The following is an 18,589-nucleotide window of genomic DNA, read 5'->3' on the forward strand; positions in this document are numbered from 1 at the left end:
GGCCCCCGTGCCCGATCCGTCCGGTTCGGCGAGGCCCGCTCATTTCCCATGCGACCGTCGGCGTCCGCGGGGGACCGTGCGGCGGCGCGGCGAAGGCATCCGCCTGGGTGGGCCCGGACGAGGGGGAGCCGGGCTCACTCGGGTGTTCTCTCCGGAAAACCGCAGGCCGCCCCACTGGTGGGAATTTGTTTCCCCTTCGTTTTCTTTGTTAAGCCGTTTCAGTCGCGACCGATTTCCTTGATCGTTTTTCCGTCGTTTAGGCTGCTGCTCCCAGGATTGGGAGTGATCATGACGAGTGTGACCGGTCTTGCCGAAGGCAAAAGGAAAAACCCGGACGACGACGACGTTTCCGTCACGTCGGACACGATCGAAATCGTCCCGCCGCCCCCCGTGTTCGTCGACCCCTCCGGACGTCGCCGCCGCCTGTTCCGCCGCGCTGCGATGATCGGAATCGCACTGGTCGCCGGCTACGTGGTGGTCCTCGTCGCGGCCCTGCTCGGCGCTCCGGTGCCTTCGTCGGTCCTGCTGCCCATCCCCGGCGCGCAGGCCCCGGCCACCACGACCACGGAGCCCGAAACGACCACCTCCTCCGTGCCGCCAGCGCCGGACCAGCAGGCCCCGGCGGTGTCCGATACCGCGCACCCCGGCGGAAGCACGGCCGCCGCCGGGATCGCGACCGGCTCCGCCGCGGGTCTCACCGCTGGCCCCACCGCCGCCGGTCAGCCCGCCCCGGTCGTCACCACCACCGCCGGCACCACGGTCACTCGTAACACCCACGCGCCGTCCGTGCCGCCCGGAAAGGTGAGCACCACCAGCATGTCCGGACGCCACCCGTGACGCGACACCGGCAGTCCGGCCCGCTCCGGGCGCACTGGCTGCTGCTGGGCACGACCATGTTCTTCGCGGCCCTGCTGCTCGGCCTCAACGCGCTCCTGCTCGGGGAGTTCCACACCGACGAGACCGCCGCCGCCGGGCCCTCCGGCACGGTGCCCGCCGCCGTTTCCTCTGGCGGCGCGATGATCGACGCGCGCGGCAGCACGCCCGTCGCGCTGCGGCCGCCCGCGAAGACGATCTCCCTCACCTTCGACGACGGACCCGACCCCGAGTGGACCCCGGCCGTACTGGCGGTGCTCGCCCGCTACCAGGTGCACGCGACGTTCTTCGAGACCGGTGCGCAGGTGGCCCAGCACCCCGACCTGGTGCGCCAGGTACTCGCGGCCGGCCACGAGATCGGCAACCACACCACCAGCCACGCCGACCTCGGCCAGGTCGGCACGCTGCGGCAGAACCTCGAACTCAAGGCCACCGACCTCGCCTTCGCCGATGCGGTGGGGCTCGTACCGTCCCTGGTCCGCCCGCCGTATTCGGCCACTCCCGAATCCCTCGACGACCGCTCGTGGGCCGCCATCCAGCACGCCGCCGCAGGCGGCAAACTGATCGTCCTCTCCGACCTGGACTCCGAGGACTGGCGCCGCCCCGGCGTGGACGGCATCGTCGCCAACGCCACTCCGCGCGACGATCGCGGTGCCGTCGTGCTGATGCACGACGCCGGCGGCGACCGCTCCCAGACCGTCGCCGCGCTGGACCGGCTGATCCCCCGCCTGCAGGCTCAGGGCTGGCGGTTCGACACGGTCGGCCACGCGCTGGCGCTCAACGGCGCGGAGGCTCCCGCCGACCTGCGCTCCCGCGTGGCGGGCTGGTTGTTCACCTTCGCCGCCCACCTCGCCGTGTTCGCCGCGAAGGCACTCGGCGTGCTGATGGTCGCCTCCGCGGTGCTCGCGGTCGGCCGCACGATCCTGGTCCTGGTCACCACCGCGATGCACCTGCGGCGGCGCCCGCCCCGCCGCCGTCCCAGCCGCGACCCGGTGACCGTGATCGTGCCCGCCTACAACGAGGAAGCGGGAATCGCGAGCACGATCGAGTCCGTGCTGGCGTCGCGGCATCCCGTCGAGGTGCTCGTCATCGACGACGGATCCACCGACCGCACCGCAGAGATCGCCGAACAGTACGTCTCGTCACGAGTACGGCTGATCCGGCAGGTCAACGCGGGCAAGTCCGCCGCGCTCAACACCGGCCTGCACGCCGCCCGCACCGAACTGGTGGTCATGGTGGACGGCGACACGGTGCTCGAACCGCAGGCCGTGGGCGCCATCGTCGGTCCCTTCGCCGACCCCGGGGTGGGCGCGGTGTCCGGCAACGCCAAGGTCGCCAACCGGGACGGCATTCTCGGGAAGTGGCAGCACATCGAGTACGTCATCGGGTTCAACCTGGACCGCCGGATGTACGACGTGCTCGAATGCATGCCCACCGTGCCCGGGGCGATCGGCGCCTTCCGCCGGTCCGCCGTGCTGCGCTGCGGCGGTGTTCCGCTGGACACCCTCGCCGAGGACACCGACCTGACCATGGCGATGGAACGCGACGGCTGGCGAGTGGTGTACGAGCCGCGGGCCGTGGCGTGGACGGAGGCGCCGTCGACACTGGGGCAGCTGTGGAAACAGCGGTACCGCTGGTGCTACGGCACGTTGCAGGCGGTGTGGAAGCACCGCCGCGCCATGCTGGAACGGGGCCAGGGCGGGCGGCTGGGCCGCCGCGGCCTGCCGTACCTGCTGCTGTTCCAGGTGCTGCTGCCGGTGCTCGCCCCCTTCGTCGACGTGGCCGCGGTGTTCGGCGCGTTCACCGAGCAGTGGCCGGTCATGCTGGGTTACTGGCTGGTGTTCCTGCTGATGCAGGCCATCCCCGGGGTGATCGCCTTCCGGCTCGACGGGGAATCGGTGCGGCCGCTGTGGCTGCTGGCGCTCCAGCAGTTCGTCTACCGGCAGCTGATGTACCTGGTGGTGGTGCAGTCGGTGGTCACGGCGGTGGCCGGGGCGCGGCTGCCGTGGCAGAAACTGCACCGGCGCGGCATCGGGACCGTCACCGGCGGTCCGGGCGGTCCGGGCGGTCCGGGTGCGCCGTCAGAGCAGGGCCGGGAGGAGCTTTCCGAGCGGACCGTGGAGCACCGCTTCGGCGACGCCGTCGTAGGGGGTTTCCGAGGCGTTGCACATGATGATCCGCGCTCCCGCCGAGGCGGCGATCCCCACCAGCCCGGCCGCCGGTTGTACCGTCAGTGAACTGCCAGCCGCGAGCAGGACGTCGCAGGTCAGGGCGGCGACCCTGGCGCGGTAGAGCACCCGGTCGTCCAGCGGCTGGCCGAAGGAGATGGTCGCGGACTTGAGGATGCCCCCGCAGCGCTGGCACGGCGGATCGCTTTCCCCGTTGCGGACCCGGTCCAGCGTCTCCTGCATGGGGCGCCGGTCACCGCAGGTCAGGCACACGCTCTCGTAGAGCGTGCCGTGCAGTTCGATCACCCGGTCCGGGGCCGAGCCCGCCTTCTGGTGCAGTCCGTCGATGTTCTGCGTGACGATCGCGCCCAGCCGCCCGGCTCGTTCGAGCGCGACCAGCGCGAGGTGGGCGGGATTCGGCTGGGCGTGCCAGGCGGGATGCTCGAGGCGGCCGAGCCAGGACTGCTCGCGCACCAGCTTGTCGGTGATGTAGTGGCGGATGTCCGCGAGCTTCTCCGCGGCCGGGTTCTTCGTCCATACCCCCTCGGGGCCGCGGAAATCGGGGATGCCGGAGTCGGTGGAGATGCCCGCTCCGGTCAGCGCCACCATCCGCTCGGCGCCGTGGACCAGTTCCCTGGCGCGCTGCAGGACGTCCATACCTCCATCATGCGCGCGGCGGAGCCGTGTCGGGTGCCGTGAAGGGTCTTCACGGTCGATTCGACTGTGAAGCCCCTTCACGGCTCGCCCCAGCCCTAATCGCCGGAGTCCGTCACGGCAGGCAGGGCCAGTGCTCCGGGCGTCAGTGCAGGGCGCTGCCCTTCTGCCACTGGTCCCAGCTCAGCGACCAGTCGCCGTAGAGGTCCCACACGGGCAGTGCCGGGCCGCCGGAGTTGGTCACCTCGACCACGTCGCCGAGACCGAGGTTGTTGAAGAACCACTGGGCGTTGGCGTCGTTGAGGTTGACGCAGCCGTGCGAGACGTTGCTGTTGCCCTGCGCGCTGACGCTGTTCGGATTCTCGTGCACGAACTCACCGTCGTTGGAGATCCGTTCCGACCACTTCTCCTCCGAGCGGTACGCGCCAGGCTGCCCCGGGCAGAGGCCGTAGGTGCACGAATCCATGATGTAGCTCTCGGCCTTGAACGAGATGACGTGCGGTCCCACGTGGGTCGGGGTGGCGTCCTTACCCAGTGAAATGAGCATCGACTTCACCATCTGGCCGTTGTGGAAAATCTGCATCTGGTCGGTGTTGCCATCGGCCTTGGCGATCCAGGAATCGTGCACGTGATAGGTCTCGGTGCGATCCTCGGCGCCGTAGACACCGTTTCCGAAATCGACGCCGTAAATCTTCGCGGACACCGTGAGCGTGGTTCCGGCCTGCCAGTACACCTTAGGCCGGTAATGCACGTTCTTGTCGTCGATCCAGTACCAGCCGCCTTCCTGCGGCGGGTTCGACGTGACCGACAACTGCTTTTCCACGTCGGCCTTGTTCTTGACCGGGTAGCTGAACTGGAACACGATCGGCTGCCCGACGCCCACCCCGGTCTGCGCCACGCTCGAGGGCGCCGGGATCAGGTTGGGGTTGGCCTGCTTGGCCGGGCTGAGCGTGGTGATCTTGCCCTGTTGTTCGACGGTCTTGCCCGAGCCGTCCGCGGCGTGCGCGTCGACGGTGTAGGTCGCGCCGTAACCCAGGACGTCCTTGGAGGTCCAGGTGGTCTTGTCCGCCGAGAGCGTGCCCTGCACCTTGGTGCCCTTGGCGGCGTTGGTCACGGTCACGTCGGTGAGCGTGCCGTTGGCGGCCTTGACCACGATCGGCGTGACGGGGCTGATGTTGCTCGCGTCGGCGGCCGGGGTGATCGACACGCTCACCGGGGCGGCCGCGGCCGACGGGCCCCCGCCACCGTTCGTGCCGTTGGCGGAGTTGCCGCCGGAATCGCCCGAACTGCAGGCGGAGAGCGCGAGCGCGGTCGCCAGCAACCCGGCGAGGGCGCCGGAACGCGCTCTACCGGAAGAAAGTAAAGACTTCTTGAACAACATGTCGTCTCTTCGGGGGTCTGGAAGGAGGAGGCCTGAGGGTCAAAGCTACCGCTATCAGACAGACGCCCTCTGACCCGGTTTGTTGCACGGCAGTGGGCCGCGTCACTTGGCCCGGGCGGCTTCAGGAAATCTTTACACCGGGCGCGCCGTAAAGTCCCGGGCCGTCCACGACGAGCGTTTCCAGATAGCGCCGCGCCGCCTCGTGGGCGCCGTTCGCCAGTTCGTCCGTGTGACGGAAATCCAGCGGGCTCATCGGCAGTGCCGCGGGGCCGGGCAGGTAGACCACCGGCACCTCCGCGGCGGCGATCGGGGCCTCCAGTACCGCCTGGTTCCGCATGCTGATCATCACCGTGTACATCAGGACTTCGGCGAAGGTGCGCGGGGGAGCCGGATTCTGCCCGGGGAACGCGCAGTCGAGCACGACCAGGGACCGGGCGCCCATGGCCAGTGCCTGGCGCATCGGCACGTTGGCGACGAGTCCGCCGTCGTAGTGCAGATCGCCGTCTCGCGCCACGGCCGGGTAGATGCCCGGGATGGCGGCGCTGGCGAGCAGTGTGGGCAGCAGCGGGCCGGAGCGGGTGAGCCGGGGTTCGGCGGTGTCGATGTCCGTGGTGACCACACCCAGGGGCAGGGCCAGGTCCTCGAAGGTGGTGGTGGCGCCGAGGTGGGCGGCGATCACCGTGGCGAGGCCCGTGTTGGGGAACAGGTGTGTCTTGCCGCGCTGCAGTGTGCGGATCTGGCTGAGCAGACCGCCGGGGAACACGGTTTGCCGGGTCAGTTGTGCCCAGGTAGCCCGCAGGGTTTCGGGCGCGCCTTCCGGGTCGCGGGCCAGTAGCGCGCCGTTGAGCGAGCCGACGGAGGTGCCTGCCACCAGGTCCGGCCGGATACCGGTTTCGCGGAGCGCGCGCAGCATGCCCACCTGCATGGCGCCGAGGCTGCCGCCGCCTCCGAGCACGAACCCGACCGGCCGGGGAAGCGTGAGCTCGGGCATGGACCTGCCTTTCGGGAACGGGAGAGGTGTGCGTGAAAAGGGCTCGAATGTCCGGTCTCGGCGCCGTAGGGTTCCCGATCATCATGACACCCGCGATCTCGCTTCCCGCTCTCGAGAGCGACAGCACCGCGCTTCACCTGGCGCGCCTTCGCGCCCGGGGCCGTTTCCGGAAAGGCTGGCTCGTCTGGCTGCCGGTGTTCGGGTTCCGTCTGCTGGTTCTCGACCCGGCCCTGGTGGACTACGTCGTGGCGAGCGGCGGGCTCGCGCTGGGCGTGGTGTGGGTGCTCCAGCGCTGGTGGCGGTACACCCGCTGGGCCGTGCGGATCGAGCCGTGGCTGGCCGCCGGTCCGTGGCGCGAGGTGCCCGCCACCCTGGCCGGTCGGCGGGTGGTCGCCGGTGGCACGGTGTACGCGCTGCGCGGCGCCCCGGCGGAGGTGCGCCGGGTGATCGGCAGGACCGGCCGGGTCTGGCTGGCGGGCGACGCGACCGTGGCGGCCGTCCGGATCGACGGGTCGGGTCGTCCGTGGCCCGCCGTCCGGCGGAGCCGGGCGGGTGTGCCGGTGTCGCCGCCGGACATCGACCACCTCTGGCGGGAGCGGCGGGGATACCGGGTGCTGACCGGGTTGTCCCTGGTGCTGGCCGCGGCGTTCCTGGCGCTCGTCGTGGGCACGGTGATCGAGCCTCCGGAGTCCGGTGAGCTCGGGGATGCCCTGTTCCTGTACGCGCTGGTGCTGGTGCCCTGGACGGTCGTGGGGTACCGGAGGCGGCGGTTCCGGCGCCGGATCCGGCGGTACGCGGGTGAGTGGCGGACGATCACGGCCGCGGTGGCCGACGTCGACTTCACCGGGGGTGGACCGCGATTCGTGCCGGGGTGGGCGGTGCTGCCCGGCGGGCTCCCGGTCCGTTTCGTCATCAGGAAGTGTCCGCTGGACCTTTACGCCCACATCTGGTTTCACCGGAAGCTCGCGGTTCAGGGCGGGCCCCGGGACGACGAGGTGCTCGTGGGGATACCCGGGTTTCCCGTCGCCGCCGCCGCGTTCTTGTTCCCGCGAAAGGGCACCCGGCCTCTAGCGGTCGAGCAGGACGCGTGAGCGCAAATTGCCGCTTCCGCCTGCCGGGGACTTTTGTCTTCGCTACCGATGGGTAACACTCGTCACAAAGCCTTGACGGCGAGTGGAGGAGGTGCCTGGTGGCTGTTCCAACCAAGGTGACGGAGAAGGAGGCCCGTGCCCTGGCCGAGGAGTCCAGGGAAACGGACTGGCACAAGCCGTCGTTCGCGAAGGAGCTCTACCTGGGCCGGTTCCGGCTGGACCTGATCCATCCGTACCCCAGTCCCACCCCGGAGGCCGCCGCGAAGGCGGAGAAGTTCCTCGCCGCGCTGCGGGAGTACTGCGCCACGCTGGACGGCGCCGTCATCGAGCGTGACGCGCGGATCCCCGACGAGTACGTGAAAGGGCTCGCCGGGCTCGGCTGCTTCGGCATCAAGATCCCCGAGGAGTACGGCGGGCTGGGGCTCACCCAGGTCGCCTACAACCGCGCGCTGATGCTGGTCGGCTCGGTCCACCCGACGCTGGGCGTGCTGTTGTCGGCCCACCAGTCGATCGGCGTGCCGGAACCGCTGAAGCTGGCCGGTACCCCCGAGCAGAAGGCCAGGTTCCTGCCCCGGTGCGCGAAGGGCGCGGTCACCGCGTTCCTGCTCACCGAACCGGATGTGGGCTCCGACCCGGCGCGACTGGCCACCGCGGCCGTGCCGACCGAGGACGGCGAAGCCTACGAACTCGACGGTGTGAAGCTGTGGACCACCAACGGCGTGGTCGCCGAACTGGTGGTCGTGATGGCCAGGGTGCCGAAGTCGGAGGGCCATCGCGGTGGGGTGACCGCGTTCATCGTGGAGATGGACAGCCCGGGGATCACCGTCGAGCGGCGGAACCGGTTCATGGGGCTGCGGGGCATCGAGAACGGGGTCACCCGGTTCCACCGGGTGCGGGTGCCCAAGGAGAACGTGGTCGGCGGCGAGGGCAAGGGACTCAAGATCGCGCTGGCCACCCTGAACACGGGGCGCCTGTCGATCCCGTCGATGTGTGCCGGTGCGGGCAAGTGGAGCCTGAAGATCGCGCGCGAGTGGTCGGCCGAGCGGGTGCAGTGGGGCAAGCCGATCGCCCAGCACGCCGCGGTGGCGAACAAGATCTCGTTCATCGCCGCGACCACCTTCGCCATGGAGAGCGTGCAGGAACTGTCCGGACACATGAGCGACGAAGGCTGCAACGACATCCGCATCGAGGCCGCGCTGGCGAAACTGTGGGCGAGCGAGATGGCGGGCAAGGTCGCCGACGAGCTGATGCAGATCCGCGGCGGCCGCGGGTACGAGACAGCGGAGTCACTGGCCGCCCGGGGCGAACGCGCCGTCGGGGTCGAGCAACTGGTGCGGGACCTGCGCATCAACCGGATCTTCGAAGGCTCCACCGAGATCATGCACCTGCTCATCGCCAGGGAGGCGGTCGACGCGCACCTGTCCGTGGCCGGGGCGCTGGCCGATGCGGAGGCGGACCTGCCGTCGAAGGCGAGGGCTGCGGCGAAGGCGAGCGGGTTCTACGCGAAGTGGCTGCCGCAGCTGGCTGCGGGGAAGGGGCAGGTGCCGACCTCGTTCCGTGAGTTCGGGGTGCTCGCGCCGCACTTGCGCTACGTCGAGCGGACCGCTCGCAAACTGGCCCGGTCGACGTTCTACGGGATGGCTCGGTGGCAGGCCGGGCTGGAGAAGCGCCAGGGTTTCCTGGGGCGGATCGTGGACATCGGGGCCGAGCTGTGGGCGATGTCGGCCAGTTGCGTGCGTGCCGAAAGGGAGGACACCGGCAGCGCCCGCCAGTTGGCCGACGTGTTCTGCCGCCAGTCCCGGCTCCGCATCGAGGCGCTGTTCGAGGCGTTGTGGGACAACACCGACGACGTCGACTTCGCGCTCGCGCAGAGCGTGCTCGCCGGGCACCACACCTGGCTCGAAGAAGGAGTGTTCGACCCGAGTGAGGGCACGGGCCCGTGGATCGCGGACTGGCGGACCGGTGCCTCCACCGAAACCAGCGTGGCGCGGCGGATCGTGACCTGACCGGCAGCCCCGGAAGTTCGGGCGAGCCGTGAAGGGCCCCTTTACAGTCGAATCGACCATGAAGGGGCCCTTTCACGGCCAACCCCCGGCCACGGCACCGGCCCGGGGGTCAGTGAGTGGAGTCCCGGACGGATTCCTCGGCCAGGGCGAGCGCCTTCTTCCGCTTCCACAGGAGCAGGAGGAACACCCCCGCCGCGGCCAGCACGCCGACCACGATCAGCCCGCCCGTGCTCAGCACGCTCTCGATCTTCTTGGCGGCCTCGCCGAGGGCGACGCCGAGGCTGATGTGCAGCGCCGACCAGCACAGCGCGCCGGCGGCCGCGGCGGGCAGGAACCGGCGGAACGGCAGGCCCGAGGTGCCCGCCGCGGCCGGCATCAGGGTGCGGATCACCGGCAGGAACCGGGCGAAGAACACCGCGAAGGCCCCCCGGCGTTGCAGCACGCCGGTCGTCTTGTCCCAGGCGTCGACGCCGTGTTTGCGGATCAGCTTGGTCTCGCGCAGCCGCGGTCCCCAGCGGTTCCCGATGGCGTAGCCGATCGAGTCACCTAGTGTCGCGCACACCGTGACCACGGTCCACAGGATGAGGAACCGGGGCACGGTGTGCGCGGTGGTGGCCGCGATGAGCAGGCCGGACTCGCCGGGGGCCAGGAAGCCGAGACCGATGGTGCATTCGAAGAACACCAGCGCGCCGGTCGCGCCGACCAGGGCGGGCTGCGGCAGGTTCTGCAGCCAGTCGAGTACGTCGGTTACCAGCGCCACGTCGTTCCCCTGTCCGTTTTGCCGTCTTCGGTCATTTCCAACGTAGCGTGACCGGACGGTGCCGGGCTCGGGGACGATCCCGGATCCCTACCGGGTGAGCAGGCTGGTGGCCTCCTGTGCGGCGGGCCCGGCGGCGGCCAGGTGTGCGAGGTTCTCGGGCAGCGGCTCGCCACGGTGGCGCTTGGTCTGCGCGTAGAGCCGCCCCGCCCGGTACGAGGAGCGGACCAGCGGACCGGCCATCACACCGGGGAAGCCCAGCGCCTCGGCGACCCGGGCGTGCTCGACGAACTCTTCGGGCTTGACCCAGCGGTCGATCGGGTGGTGCCGCAGCGAGGGACGCAGGTACTGGGTGATGGTGAGGATCTCGCAGCCCGCGTTCAGCAGGTCGCGCATCGCGGGCTCGACCTCCTCGGGGGTTTCCCCCATGCCGAGGATCAGGTTGGACTTGGTGACGAGCCCGGCCTCGCGGGCCTTCGTGATCACTTCCAGCGACCGGGAGTAGCGGAAGCCGGGGCGGATCCGCTTGAAGATCCTCGGCACCGTCTCGACGTTGTGGGCCAGCACCTCCGGCCGTGACGAGAACACCTCGGCCAACTGGCCGGGGTCGGCGTTGAAGTCGGGGATGAGCAGTTCGACGCCGGTGCCCGGGTTGAGCTCGTGGATCTGGCGCACCGTTTCCGCGTAGAGCCAGGCACCGCCGTCGGGCAGGTCGTCGCGGGCGACGCCGGTGACGGTCGAGTAGCGCAGCCCCATGGCCTGGACGCTTTCGGCCACCCGCCGCGGTTCCTCGCGATCCAGTTCGGCGGGCTTGCCGGTGTCGATCTGGCAGAAGTCGCAGCGGCGGGTGCACTGGTCGCCGCCGATCAGGAAGGTCGCTTCACGGTCTTCCCAGCATTCGTAGATGTTGGGGCAGCCTGCCTCTTCGCAGACCGTGTGCAGCCCTTCGCGGCGCACCAGCCCCTTCAGCTCGGTGAATTCCGGGCCCATCTTGGCCCGGGTCTTGATCCACGACGGCTTCTTCTCGATCGGGGTTTCACTGTTGCGGACCTCAAGCCGCAGCAGCTTCCGACCCTCAGGCGCAACAGTCACGCGCCCAGCCTACGCCGACGGCCGCGCCCGGCGGCCGGGGCGACGCGACGCTACGCCGGGTCGGGGGTGATGCCGGTGAGCTTGGCGGTCAGCTCCCACAACGCAGTACCGGTGGCGCGGTCGAGCGCGGGGCGAAGCGGCTGGACGATGGCGGGGTGGCCCCGCATCCCGCCGAAGCGGTCCGGGCCGACGTAGTCGCCGCCGTTGACTCCGGGCGCGGTCGCCGCGTACAGCTGCGGGAGCGCGCCGGTTCGGACGTTCTGCGCGAGCAGCACGTCCCCGAGGTGGGAAGCTCCCTGGATCAGGTTCCGCAGCAGGGGATTGCGGTAGGACCGCGCCATCGCGCTGTTGAGACCGGTGGCCGTGTAGCCGGGGTGGGCCGCGGCGCTGACGATGTCGAGGCCGACCTCGCGCAGCCGCCGGTCGAGTTCGAGCGCGAACACCTGGTTGGCGAACTTGGCCTGGCTGTAGGCGGTGGCGCCGTTGTAGCGGCGGTGCTCGAAGTTCGGGTCGCCGAAGTCGATCCGGCCGCCGCGCGCGGCGAGGCTGGACAGGGTGACGACCCGGGCGGCGCTGCCGCCGCGCAGTGCGGGCATGAGCAGCCAGGTGAGCGCCGCATGGCCGAGGTGGTTGGTGCCGAACTGCAACTCGAACCCGTCGGCGGTGCGCCGGTACGGGGTGGCCATCACACCGGCGTTGTTCATCAGCAGGTCGAGCGCGTCGCCGGTGGTGGCGCGGATCTCGGCGGCGGCCTCGCGCACGGAGGCCAGGTCCGCCAGGTCGAGGCGGATCAGCTTCGGCGCGGTGTGGGCAAGGGCCGAGACCCGCCGAAGCGCCTGCTCGCCGCGCTCGGCGGAGCGGCAGGCGAGCAGGACGCGGGCGCCCTTGCGGGCCAGCGCCGCGGCGCTGTAGAGCCCCAAACCGGAGTTCGCGCCCGTGATCACCGCCGTGCGACCGGACTGGTCGGGCATGTCCGCTTCGGTCCACCTGCGCATGGCACGCATGCTAACGCGGACGGCGGTGCTTTGGGGCACCTGAAGATCAGGCGCTGGGGACGAGCATCCTCAGCAGGGCACTGACCCGGTTGCGGGGCTTGGCCGGTTCGAGCGCGGGCGCGTGCCGCAGCAGGGCGGCGAACGCGGCACCGATCTTGGTCACCTCGTCGGCCGGTTCTGCCGGACCGGCCAGACCGGCGGCCACGGCGAGCATGCGCAACTCGGCTTCGTGGCGTGCGCGGAGCGCCGGGTGGCGTGCCAGGTTCGCGTCGAGCACCTCGCGCAAGGTGGTGTGCCGCGCGACGGCCTTGCGCCAGGCGCGGGTGGCCGCGTCGACGCGGTCGGTGTCCCCGCCGAGTTCGGTGAGTTCGGTGCGGAGGTGACCGCTCAGGACCTGCGCCCACCGGTAGTGCAGTGCGAGCAGCAGTTCCTCTTCGTCGCGGAAGTACTCCCGGGCACCGGGGATCTCCGCGAACGGCAGCCGTGCCCGGGGATCACGGGCGGCTTGGCGGATTACTTCGTCGCAGATCTCGCGACGGCGGTGGAAGTCGGTCCAGCTCATGGGTCGTCCCCTCTGTCCGTGACCCTGGCCATACTCTCGGTTTGCCCCATACTGTCGGTATGGTGCCGACGGGGACAACATACCACGGGTATGTGAACGGTTGTCCGGCGTAAGCTTGTGAGCGTGGCGACAATGCGGTCCAGGCGACTCGACTATTCGGAATCCACCCGGGCGGCGCTCGTGGACAGCGCCGTGGAGCTGTTCACCAAGCGCGGTTACGCCGGAACCTCGCTGGACGAGGTCGCCAAGCGGGCAAGGGTCACGAAGGGGGCGCTGTACCACCATTTCAGTGGCAAACAAGCGCTCTTCGAAGCGGCCTTCGAAAAGCTGGAAAGCGCTGTCTTCGGCCGTCTGGAAGAAATCATGCGCGGCCCCGAGCCGCCCTGGCAGCGTGCCCTCAACGGATTGCGGGAATTCATTTCCAGTTGTCTCGATCCGTCGTACCAGCGCATCGCTCTCCACGAGGCGCCCGTGGCGATGGGCTGGGAACGCTGGCGAGAAGCCGAGGACAGGGCCAGCTTCGGGCTGATCCGCTCAAGCCTGGAAGACCTCATCGAGGCCGGTGACGTGGACCAGGTGCCGGTGGAGATCACCTCGCGGATGCTGTTCGGCGCACTGTTCGCCGCCGCCACCGAGATCGCCAGTTCCACCGATCCGAAGAAGGTCGGCGAACAAGTCGAAGGGGTGATCGTGCAACTGCTCAACCGGCTGCGCCGGACCGGCGGCGGGAACGACTGACTACTGTGGGGGCGGTGGACTTGAGGATCTTCACCGAGCCCCAGCAGGGCGCCAGTTACGACGATTTGCTCCGCGTCGCGAAAACCACTGAGGAAGCGGGTTTCGACGCGTTCTTCCGTTCCGACCACTTCCTGAAGATGGGCGGGGTCAGCGGTCTGCCCGGCCCCACCGACGCGTGGATCACTCTCGCGGCACTCGCCCGCGAGACCTCCCGGATCCGCCTGGGCACGCTGGTCACCGCCGCCACCTTCCGGCACCCGTCGGTGCTGGCGATCAGCGTGGCGCAGGTGGACCAGATGTCCGGCGGCCGGATCGACTTCGGCTTCGGCGCGGGCTGGTACGCCGACGAGCACAGCGCCTACGGCATCCCGCTGCCCGAACTGAAGGAACGCTTCGACCGCTACAGCGAGCAGCTGGAGATCATCACCGGCCTGTGGGAGACCCCCGAAGGCCGGACCTTCAGCCACGAGGGCGAGTACTACCGGCTGGAGAACGCCCCGGCGCTGCCGAAGCCGGCGCAGTCCCCCCGGCCCCCGGTGATCATCGGTGGCGGCGGCAAGAAGCGCACCCCGGCGCTGGCGGCCCGCTTCGCCGACGAGTTCAACGCGGCCTTCGCCGACGCCGCCACTGCGACCGAGCAGTTCCAGCGGGTCGCGGCCGCGGCGCAGGCGATCGGGCGGAATCCGGAGGAGATCGTCCGCTCCGCCGCCCAGGTGGTCTGCGTGGGGCGCGACGATGCCGAGGTCGCCCGGCGTGCCGAGGCGATCGGCCGTGAGGTGGACGAGCTCAAGCTCAACGGTCTCGCCGGAACTCCGGCCGAAGTGGTCGACAAGATCGGGCGCTACCGGGAGGAGTCCGGGGCCACCCGCTTCTACCTGCAGGTCCTCGATCTGAGCGACCTCGACCACCTGACGCTCATCGCCTCGGAGATCGCCCCGCAACTGGACTGACACCGGCGGCCAGCCAGCGGAGAAGTGCGGAGCGGGGGACGTTTGCTTCGAATCATTCGAAGCAAACGTCCCCCGCTCCCGGCTACTGGAGGGCGAAGGTCACGCCGGGGGCGGACGGTGCCTCGGGGCGCGGCAGCCAGCGGTCGTCGCTGACCGGGAGATCCCCGTCGAGCGCGGCGAGGACGGCATCCCGCGCCGGGGCGAGCGCCTCGGCGACGGTGACCGTGCGGCCCAGCTCGAAGGACAGCGACGTGACCCCGGCGTCCCGGATGCCGCAGGGCACGATCTTGTCGAAGGCCGACAGGTCCGCGTCGCAGTTCAGCTCGAACCCGTGCATCGTCACGCCCCGCTGGACGCGGATGCCGATCGCGGCGATCTTGCGCTCGGGGCCGCGGTCGTCGGCGGGTACCCAGACACCGCTGCGGCCCTCGACGCGACCGGTGCGCACGCCGAACTGCTCGCACACCGAGATCAACGCCTCTTCCAGCCTGCGCACGTAGTGGACCACGTCGATCGGGTCGCCCAGCTTCACGATCGGATAGCCGACCAGCTGCCCCGGCCCGTGCCAGGTGATCTTGCCGCCCCGGTCCACGTCGATCACCGGGGTGCCGTCGGCGGGCCGGTCCCCGGGTTCCGTCCGCTTGCCCGCGGTGTACACCGACGGGTGTTCCAGCAGCAGCATCGTGTCCGGGCCGGTGCCGTCGGCGCGGGCGTTGAGGTACGTCCGCTGCAGGTCCCAGGCCTGGAGGTAGTCGATGGTGCCGATGGTGCGGACGTCGACGGGTTCACGGGTCGCGCGGCAGGAAGGAGCACTCACGGTTCGCAGGCTACGCCGGGAGCGCACGTTCGTGCACCGGCCCGGGTAGGAGCCTCACCACGCTCGCGGCGGCGAGACCGATCCCCAGCACCGCCAGCACCGACCCGACGGTGTCGGTGAGCCAGTGCACCCCCAGGACCAGCCGTGTCACCGCGACCACGACGGTGGCCAGACCGAAGGCCAGCACCGCCCAGCGCGTCAGCCGGGGCGCGAACCAGACGCACAGCAGCACCGCGGCCACCCCGGTGCCCGCGATGGCGACCACGTGGCCGCTCGGGTAGGCGAACTCGGGGTAGGAACGCGGACGGGCCCGCACGAACAGCGGTTTGCCGAGCACACTGGTGAGCCGGCACAACCCGAACACCAGGGCGATCCGGGCCAGGAGGGACGCGTCACGCCGGTAACCGCGATACAGGCGCAGGAAGAGGGCCAGCACCAGGGCTATCGCGGCCACCGAAGGCACCACGATCCCCAGCAGATCGCTCAGCACCTGGGAGATCCGCCCGGGCGTCGCCCGCCACCAGCCCTGGAACGCCGAGGCCACGGCCATGTCCACGGCCGCCGGATGGCCCGCGACCGTCATGCCGAGCGCGAAGAACAGTCCCAGGCACACAGTGCCGGGCACCAGCCAGCGGATCAAAGTTCCGCCGCCAGTGCCGACTCCAGCGTCGTGTCACGGAACGGGTAGGCCGCGCGCTCCAGCACGCCGGGCACCACCCGCTGCGAGACCAGTGCCATTTCGTCGGCCATCTCGCCGAGGGCGAACCGCAGGGCGAGCGAGGGGACCCGCCACGGGGCGGGCCGGTGCAGCGCGTGCCCGAGCGCACGGGTGAACTCGGCGTTGGTGACGGGCTCCGGCCCGCACAGGTTCACCGGTCCGGACAGGGTTTCGTGCTCCACCAGGAACCGGATCGCCTCGATCTCGTCCCGCAGGCTGATCCACGGCAGGTACTGCCCGCCGTCCCCGATGCGGCCACCCAGGCCGAGCTGGAACAGGGGTTTCAGCGCGCCCAGCAGTCCGCCGCGGCCGCTGAGCACCAGTCCGGTGCGCAGGTGCACCACCCGGGCCCCGGCGCGGGCCGCCGGCTTCGTGGCCGCCTCCCACGCCACGCAGAGACCGGCGAGGAAACCCTGGCCGTGCGGCGACGATTCGTCGGTGACGGTGTCGCCGGTGTCGCCGTAGTAGCCCACGGCGGAGGCGTTGATCAGCGCCGGGATGCCGCGCTCCGCGACGATCTCGGCGAGGACCTCGGTCGGCTCGATCCTGCTGTCCAGGATCACCTGTTTGCGCGCGGCGCTCCATCGCTGGGTCAGCGGTGCGCCGCACAGGTTGATCACGGCGTCGACCCCCTCGACCGCGTGCTCGTCGATGCGCCCCGCCGGAGGATCCCACGAGTACCTGCCACCGCCGCGGACGAGCCGGCGCACCTCGTGCCCCGCCCCGCTCAACGCGGTGACGAGTGCGGTGCCGATGAGCCCGCGGGAACCCGCGACGAGGACTCTCATGGGTCAAGCTTAGAGCGCGTATCAAAGCGGCGGAGCCGCTTGCTCCACGCTGTCAACTGGCACCGCCTGAGGTTCCGCCACCCGAACCGCCACGCAAACCATTCCGACACAGATCTGTAGGAGGCGGACGTTGCGGGGACAGGCGAGAGGGGGTGCACCCGGTGACGGGCGCACCCCCTCTCGGGAAGCGGGATCAGAGGCCGAGCTCGTCCTCGAAGTGGCCCTCTTCCAGACGGTTCTTGATGGTGGTCAGGAACCGGCCCGCGTCGGCACCGTCGATCAGGCGGTGGTCGTAGGTCAGCGCCAGGTAGGCCATCGACCGGATCGCGATCGTGTCCTGCCCGTCCGCGTCGGTCACCACGACCGGCCGCTTCACCACCGCGCCGACGCCGAGGATCCCCGACTGCGGCTGGTTGATGATCGGCGTGTCGAACAGCGCGCCGTTGCTGCCCAGGTTGGTCACCGTGAAGGTGCCGCCCGACAGCTCGTCCGGCTTGACCTTGTTGGCCCGGGTCCGGGCCGCCAGGTCGGCGATGGCGCGCGCCAGGCCCGCCAGGTTCAGCTCACCCGCGTTGTGGATGACGGGGGAGATCAGGCCCTTCTCGGTGTCGACGGCGACCGCGAGGTGCTCCTCACCGAAGTAGGTGATCTCCTTGGTCTCCTCGTTGAGGTAGGCGTTGATGTTCGGGTGCTGCTTGAGCGCCTCGACCGTGGCCTTCGCGAAGAACGGCAGGAAGGTCAGCTTCACGCCCTCGCGCTCGAGGAAGCCCTGCTTGGCCTGCTGGCGCAGCCGGGCCACCTTGGTCACGTCGACCTCGAACACCTGGGTGAGCTGCGCCGAGGTCTGCAGCGACTCACGGGTGCGCTGCGCGATGACCTGCCGGATACGGCTCGCCTTCTGCACCGTGCCGCGGAGGGCGGCCAGCTCGGGCGAGACCGGCGCCGCGGCGGCAGGGCGCTGCGCCGCGGGGGCGGCGGCCGGCGCGGGTGCCGGGGCGGCCGGGGCCGCCTGCTGCTTCTGCTTGGCCTCGGCGGCGGCGAGCACGTCCTGCTTGCGGATGCGGCCGCCGACACCGGTGCCGGTCAGCGTGGACAGGTCGATGCCGTTCTCCGCGGCCAGCTTGCGGACCAGCGGGGTCACGTACGGGCCTTCGCCGGGAGCCTCGGCCTCGGCAGCGGGAGCGGCCGGAGCCTGCGCGGCCGGGGCCGGGGCCGGGGCGGGAGCCGGAGCCGGGACGGGAGCCGGCGCGGGGGCCTGCTGCACCGGTTCGGGCCGGGGGGCCGGAGCGGGCTCGGGCGCGGGGGCGGGAGCCGGGGCAGGAGCGGGCGCCGGGGCGGCCGAAGCGTCCCCGATGACCGCGAGCTGACCGCCGACCTCGACGGTCTCGTCCTCGGCCACGTTGATTTCCAGCACGGTGCCCGCCACCGGGGAGGGGACCTCGGTGTCGACCTTGTCGGTGGAGATCTCCAGCAGCGGCTCGTCGACCTCGACGGTGTCGCCGACCTGCTTGAGCCACCGGGTCACGGTGCCTTCGGTCACGCTCTCGCCGAGTTCGGGCAGGGTCACCGGGGTGCCCTGCGCCGCACCCGAGGGAGCGGGCTGCGCGGCGGGTGCGGGGGCGGCGGCCTGGGGGGCCGGGGCCTGGGGCTGAGCCGCGGGCTGGGGGGCCGGAGCCTGCGGCGCCGGTGCTTCCTGGGCGGGCGCGGGGGCCGGGGCGGCGCCGGTCCCGTCGTCGATCACCGCGAGTTCACCGCCGACGTCGACGGTCTCGTCTTCCTTGGCGACGATTCGCTGCAGCACGCCGGCCACCGGCGAGGGCACCTCGGTGTCGACCTTGTCGGTCGAGATCTCCAGCAGCGGCTCGTCCACCGCTACCTGGTCACCCTCCTGCTTCAGCCACCGGGTGACGGTGCCCTCCGTGACGCTCTCCCCGAGCTCCGGCAATGTGACGGAGTAGGCCATCGTTCGCTGACTCCCTTGAATCTTGTTGCTGTGGTCTTCTTGGAC

16 protein-coding genes and 1 pseudogene are annotated in these 18,589 nt (G+C 70.6%); 6 read left to right on the top strand and 11 right to left on the bottom strand.

Translation table 11 applies throughout. The features are described 5' to 3' along the window. Nucleotides 1-288: 288 nt before the first annotated feature. Complete coding sequence (locus tag ORV05_RS05475) at nt 289-837, top strand: hypothetical protein (RefSeq protein WP_268757361.1); 549 nt, start codon at nt 289-291, stop codon at nt 835-837. 179 nt (nt 838-1,016) lie between these two features. Further along, a pseudogene (locus ORV05_RS05480) lies at nt 1,017-2,654 on the top strand (bifunctional polysaccharide deacetylase/glycosyltransferase family 2 protein); the annotation flags it as partial. 300 nt (nt 2,655-2,954) lie between these two features. Here ORV05_RS05480 and ORV05_RS05485 read toward each other — a convergent pair. The 3 genes from ORV05_RS05485 to ORV05_RS05495 all read right to left on the bottom strand — a co-directional run bounded on the left by ORV05_RS05485 (nt 2,955) and on the right by ORV05_RS05495 (nt 6,067). After that, nucleotides 2,955-3,698 carry an SIR2 family NAD-dependent protein deacylase gene (locus ORV05_RS05485; RefSeq protein ID WP_268757362.1) on the bottom strand — a complete coding sequence of 248 codons (744 nt, stop codon included), beginning with the start codon at nt 3,696-3,698 and terminating at the stop codon, nt 2,955-2,957. A gap of 142 nt (nt 3,699-3,840) precedes the next feature. After that, on the bottom strand, nt 3,841-5,076 hold the full coding sequence (locus ORV05_RS05490; protein WP_268757363.1) for a L,D-transpeptidase: 1,236 nt from the start codon (nt 5,074-5,076) through the stop codon (nt 3,841-3,843). 121 nt (nt 5,077-5,197) lie between these two features. Next, nucleotides 5,198-6,067, bottom strand: coding sequence for a patatin-like phospholipase family protein (locus ORV05_RS05495; protein WP_268757364.1), 870 nt, complete (start codon nt 6,065-6,067; stop codon nt 5,198-5,200). A gap of 83 nt (nt 6,068-6,150) precedes the next feature. Here ORV05_RS05495 and ORV05_RS05500 point away from each other — a divergent pair, with 83 nt between their 5' ends. Then, nucleotides 6,151-7,158, top strand: coding sequence for a hypothetical protein (locus ORV05_RS05500; RefSeq protein WP_268757365.1), 1,008 nt, complete (start codon nt 6,151-6,153; stop codon nt 7,156-7,158). A gap of 98 nt (nt 7,159-7,256) precedes the next feature. After that, a complete protein-coding gene (locus tag ORV05_RS05505) occupies nt 7,257-9,164 on the top strand; it encodes an acyl-CoA dehydrogenase family protein (protein WP_407652695.1) in 1,908 nt (635 codons plus the stop codon). Between the two features lie 109 nt (nt 9,165-9,273). On the opposite strand, the gene ORV05_RS05510 is transcribed toward ORV05_RS05505, so the two are convergent. From ORV05_RS05510 to ORV05_RS05525, 4 genes are all read right to left on the bottom strand, one after another. Next, nucleotides 9,274-9,924, bottom strand: a complete 651-nt coding sequence (locus ORV05_RS05510; RefSeq protein ID WP_268757366.1) for a DedA family protein — start codon at nt 9,922-9,924, stop codon at nt 9,274-9,276. An 87-nt stretch (nt 9,925-10,011) separates the two neighbouring features. Then, entirely contained in the window at nt 10,012-11,013 is a 1,002-nt protein-coding gene (gene lipA / locus ORV05_RS05515; protein WP_268757367.1) for a lipoyl synthase, read from the bottom strand. Nucleotides 11,014-11,063: 50 nt separating this feature from the next. Then, nucleotides 11,064-12,008: an oxidoreductase gene (locus tag ORV05_RS05520; RefSeq protein ID WP_268757368.1), complete on the bottom strand. Its 945-nt coding sequence runs from the start codon at nt 12,006-12,008 to the stop codon at nt 11,064-11,066. A 46-nt stretch (nt 12,009-12,054) separates the two neighbouring features. Next, nucleotides 12,055-12,570, bottom strand: coding sequence for a hypothetical protein (locus ORV05_RS05525; protein ID WP_268757369.1), 516 nt, complete (start codon nt 12,568-12,570; stop codon nt 12,055-12,057). 132 nt (nt 12,571-12,702) lie between these two features. On the opposite strand from ORV05_RS05525, the gene ORV05_RS05530 reads away from it, so the two are divergent. Continuing rightward, nucleotides 12,703-13,308, top strand: coding sequence for a TetR/AcrR family transcriptional regulator (locus ORV05_RS05530; RefSeq protein WP_268757370.1), 606 nt, complete (start codon nt 12,703-12,705; stop codon nt 13,306-13,308). A 14-nt stretch (nt 13,309-13,322) separates the two neighbouring features. After that, nucleotides 13,323-14,258: an LLM class F420-dependent oxidoreductase gene (locus ORV05_RS05535; protein WP_268757371.1), complete on the top strand. Its 936-nt coding sequence runs from the start codon at nt 13,323-13,325 to the stop codon at nt 14,256-14,258. A gap of 82 nt (nt 14,259-14,340) precedes the next feature. Here the strand turns inward: ORV05_RS05535 and lipB are convergent, their stop codons facing one another. From lipB to sucB, 4 genes are all read right to left on the bottom strand, one after another. After that, on the bottom strand, nt 14,341-15,075 hold the full coding sequence (lipB, locus tag ORV05_RS05540) for a lipoyl(octanoyl) transferase LipB (protein WP_268757372.1): 735 nt from the start codon (nt 15,073-15,075) through the stop codon (nt 14,341-14,343). Between the two features lie 10 nt (nt 15,076-15,085). Continuing rightward, entirely contained in the window at nt 15,086-15,700 is a 615-nt protein-coding gene (locus ORV05_RS05545) for a phosphatase PAP2 family protein (RefSeq protein WP_268757373.1), read from the bottom strand. Between the two features lie 11 nt (nt 15,701-15,711). Continuing rightward, complete coding sequence (locus ORV05_RS05550; protein WP_268757374.1) at nt 15,712-16,581, bottom strand: TIGR01777 family oxidoreductase; 870 nt, start codon at nt 16,579-16,581, stop codon at nt 15,712-15,714. A 193-nt stretch (nt 16,582-16,774) separates the two neighbouring features. Further along, nucleotides 16,775-18,544 (bottom strand): 2-oxoglutarate dehydrogenase, E2 component, dihydrolipoamide succinyltransferase, encoded by a 1,770-nt coding sequence (gene sucB, locus ORV05_RS05555; protein ID WP_268757375.1) that lies wholly within the window; start codon nt 18,542-18,544, stop codon nt 16,775-16,777. Nucleotides 18,545-18,589 lie beyond the last annotated feature (45 nt).

Source organism: Amycolatopsis cynarae, from assembly GCF_026802195.1.
Lineage (GTDB): Bacteria > Actinomycetota > Actinomycetes > Mycobacteriales > Pseudonocardiaceae > Amycolatopsis_E > Amycolatopsis_E rhizosphaerae.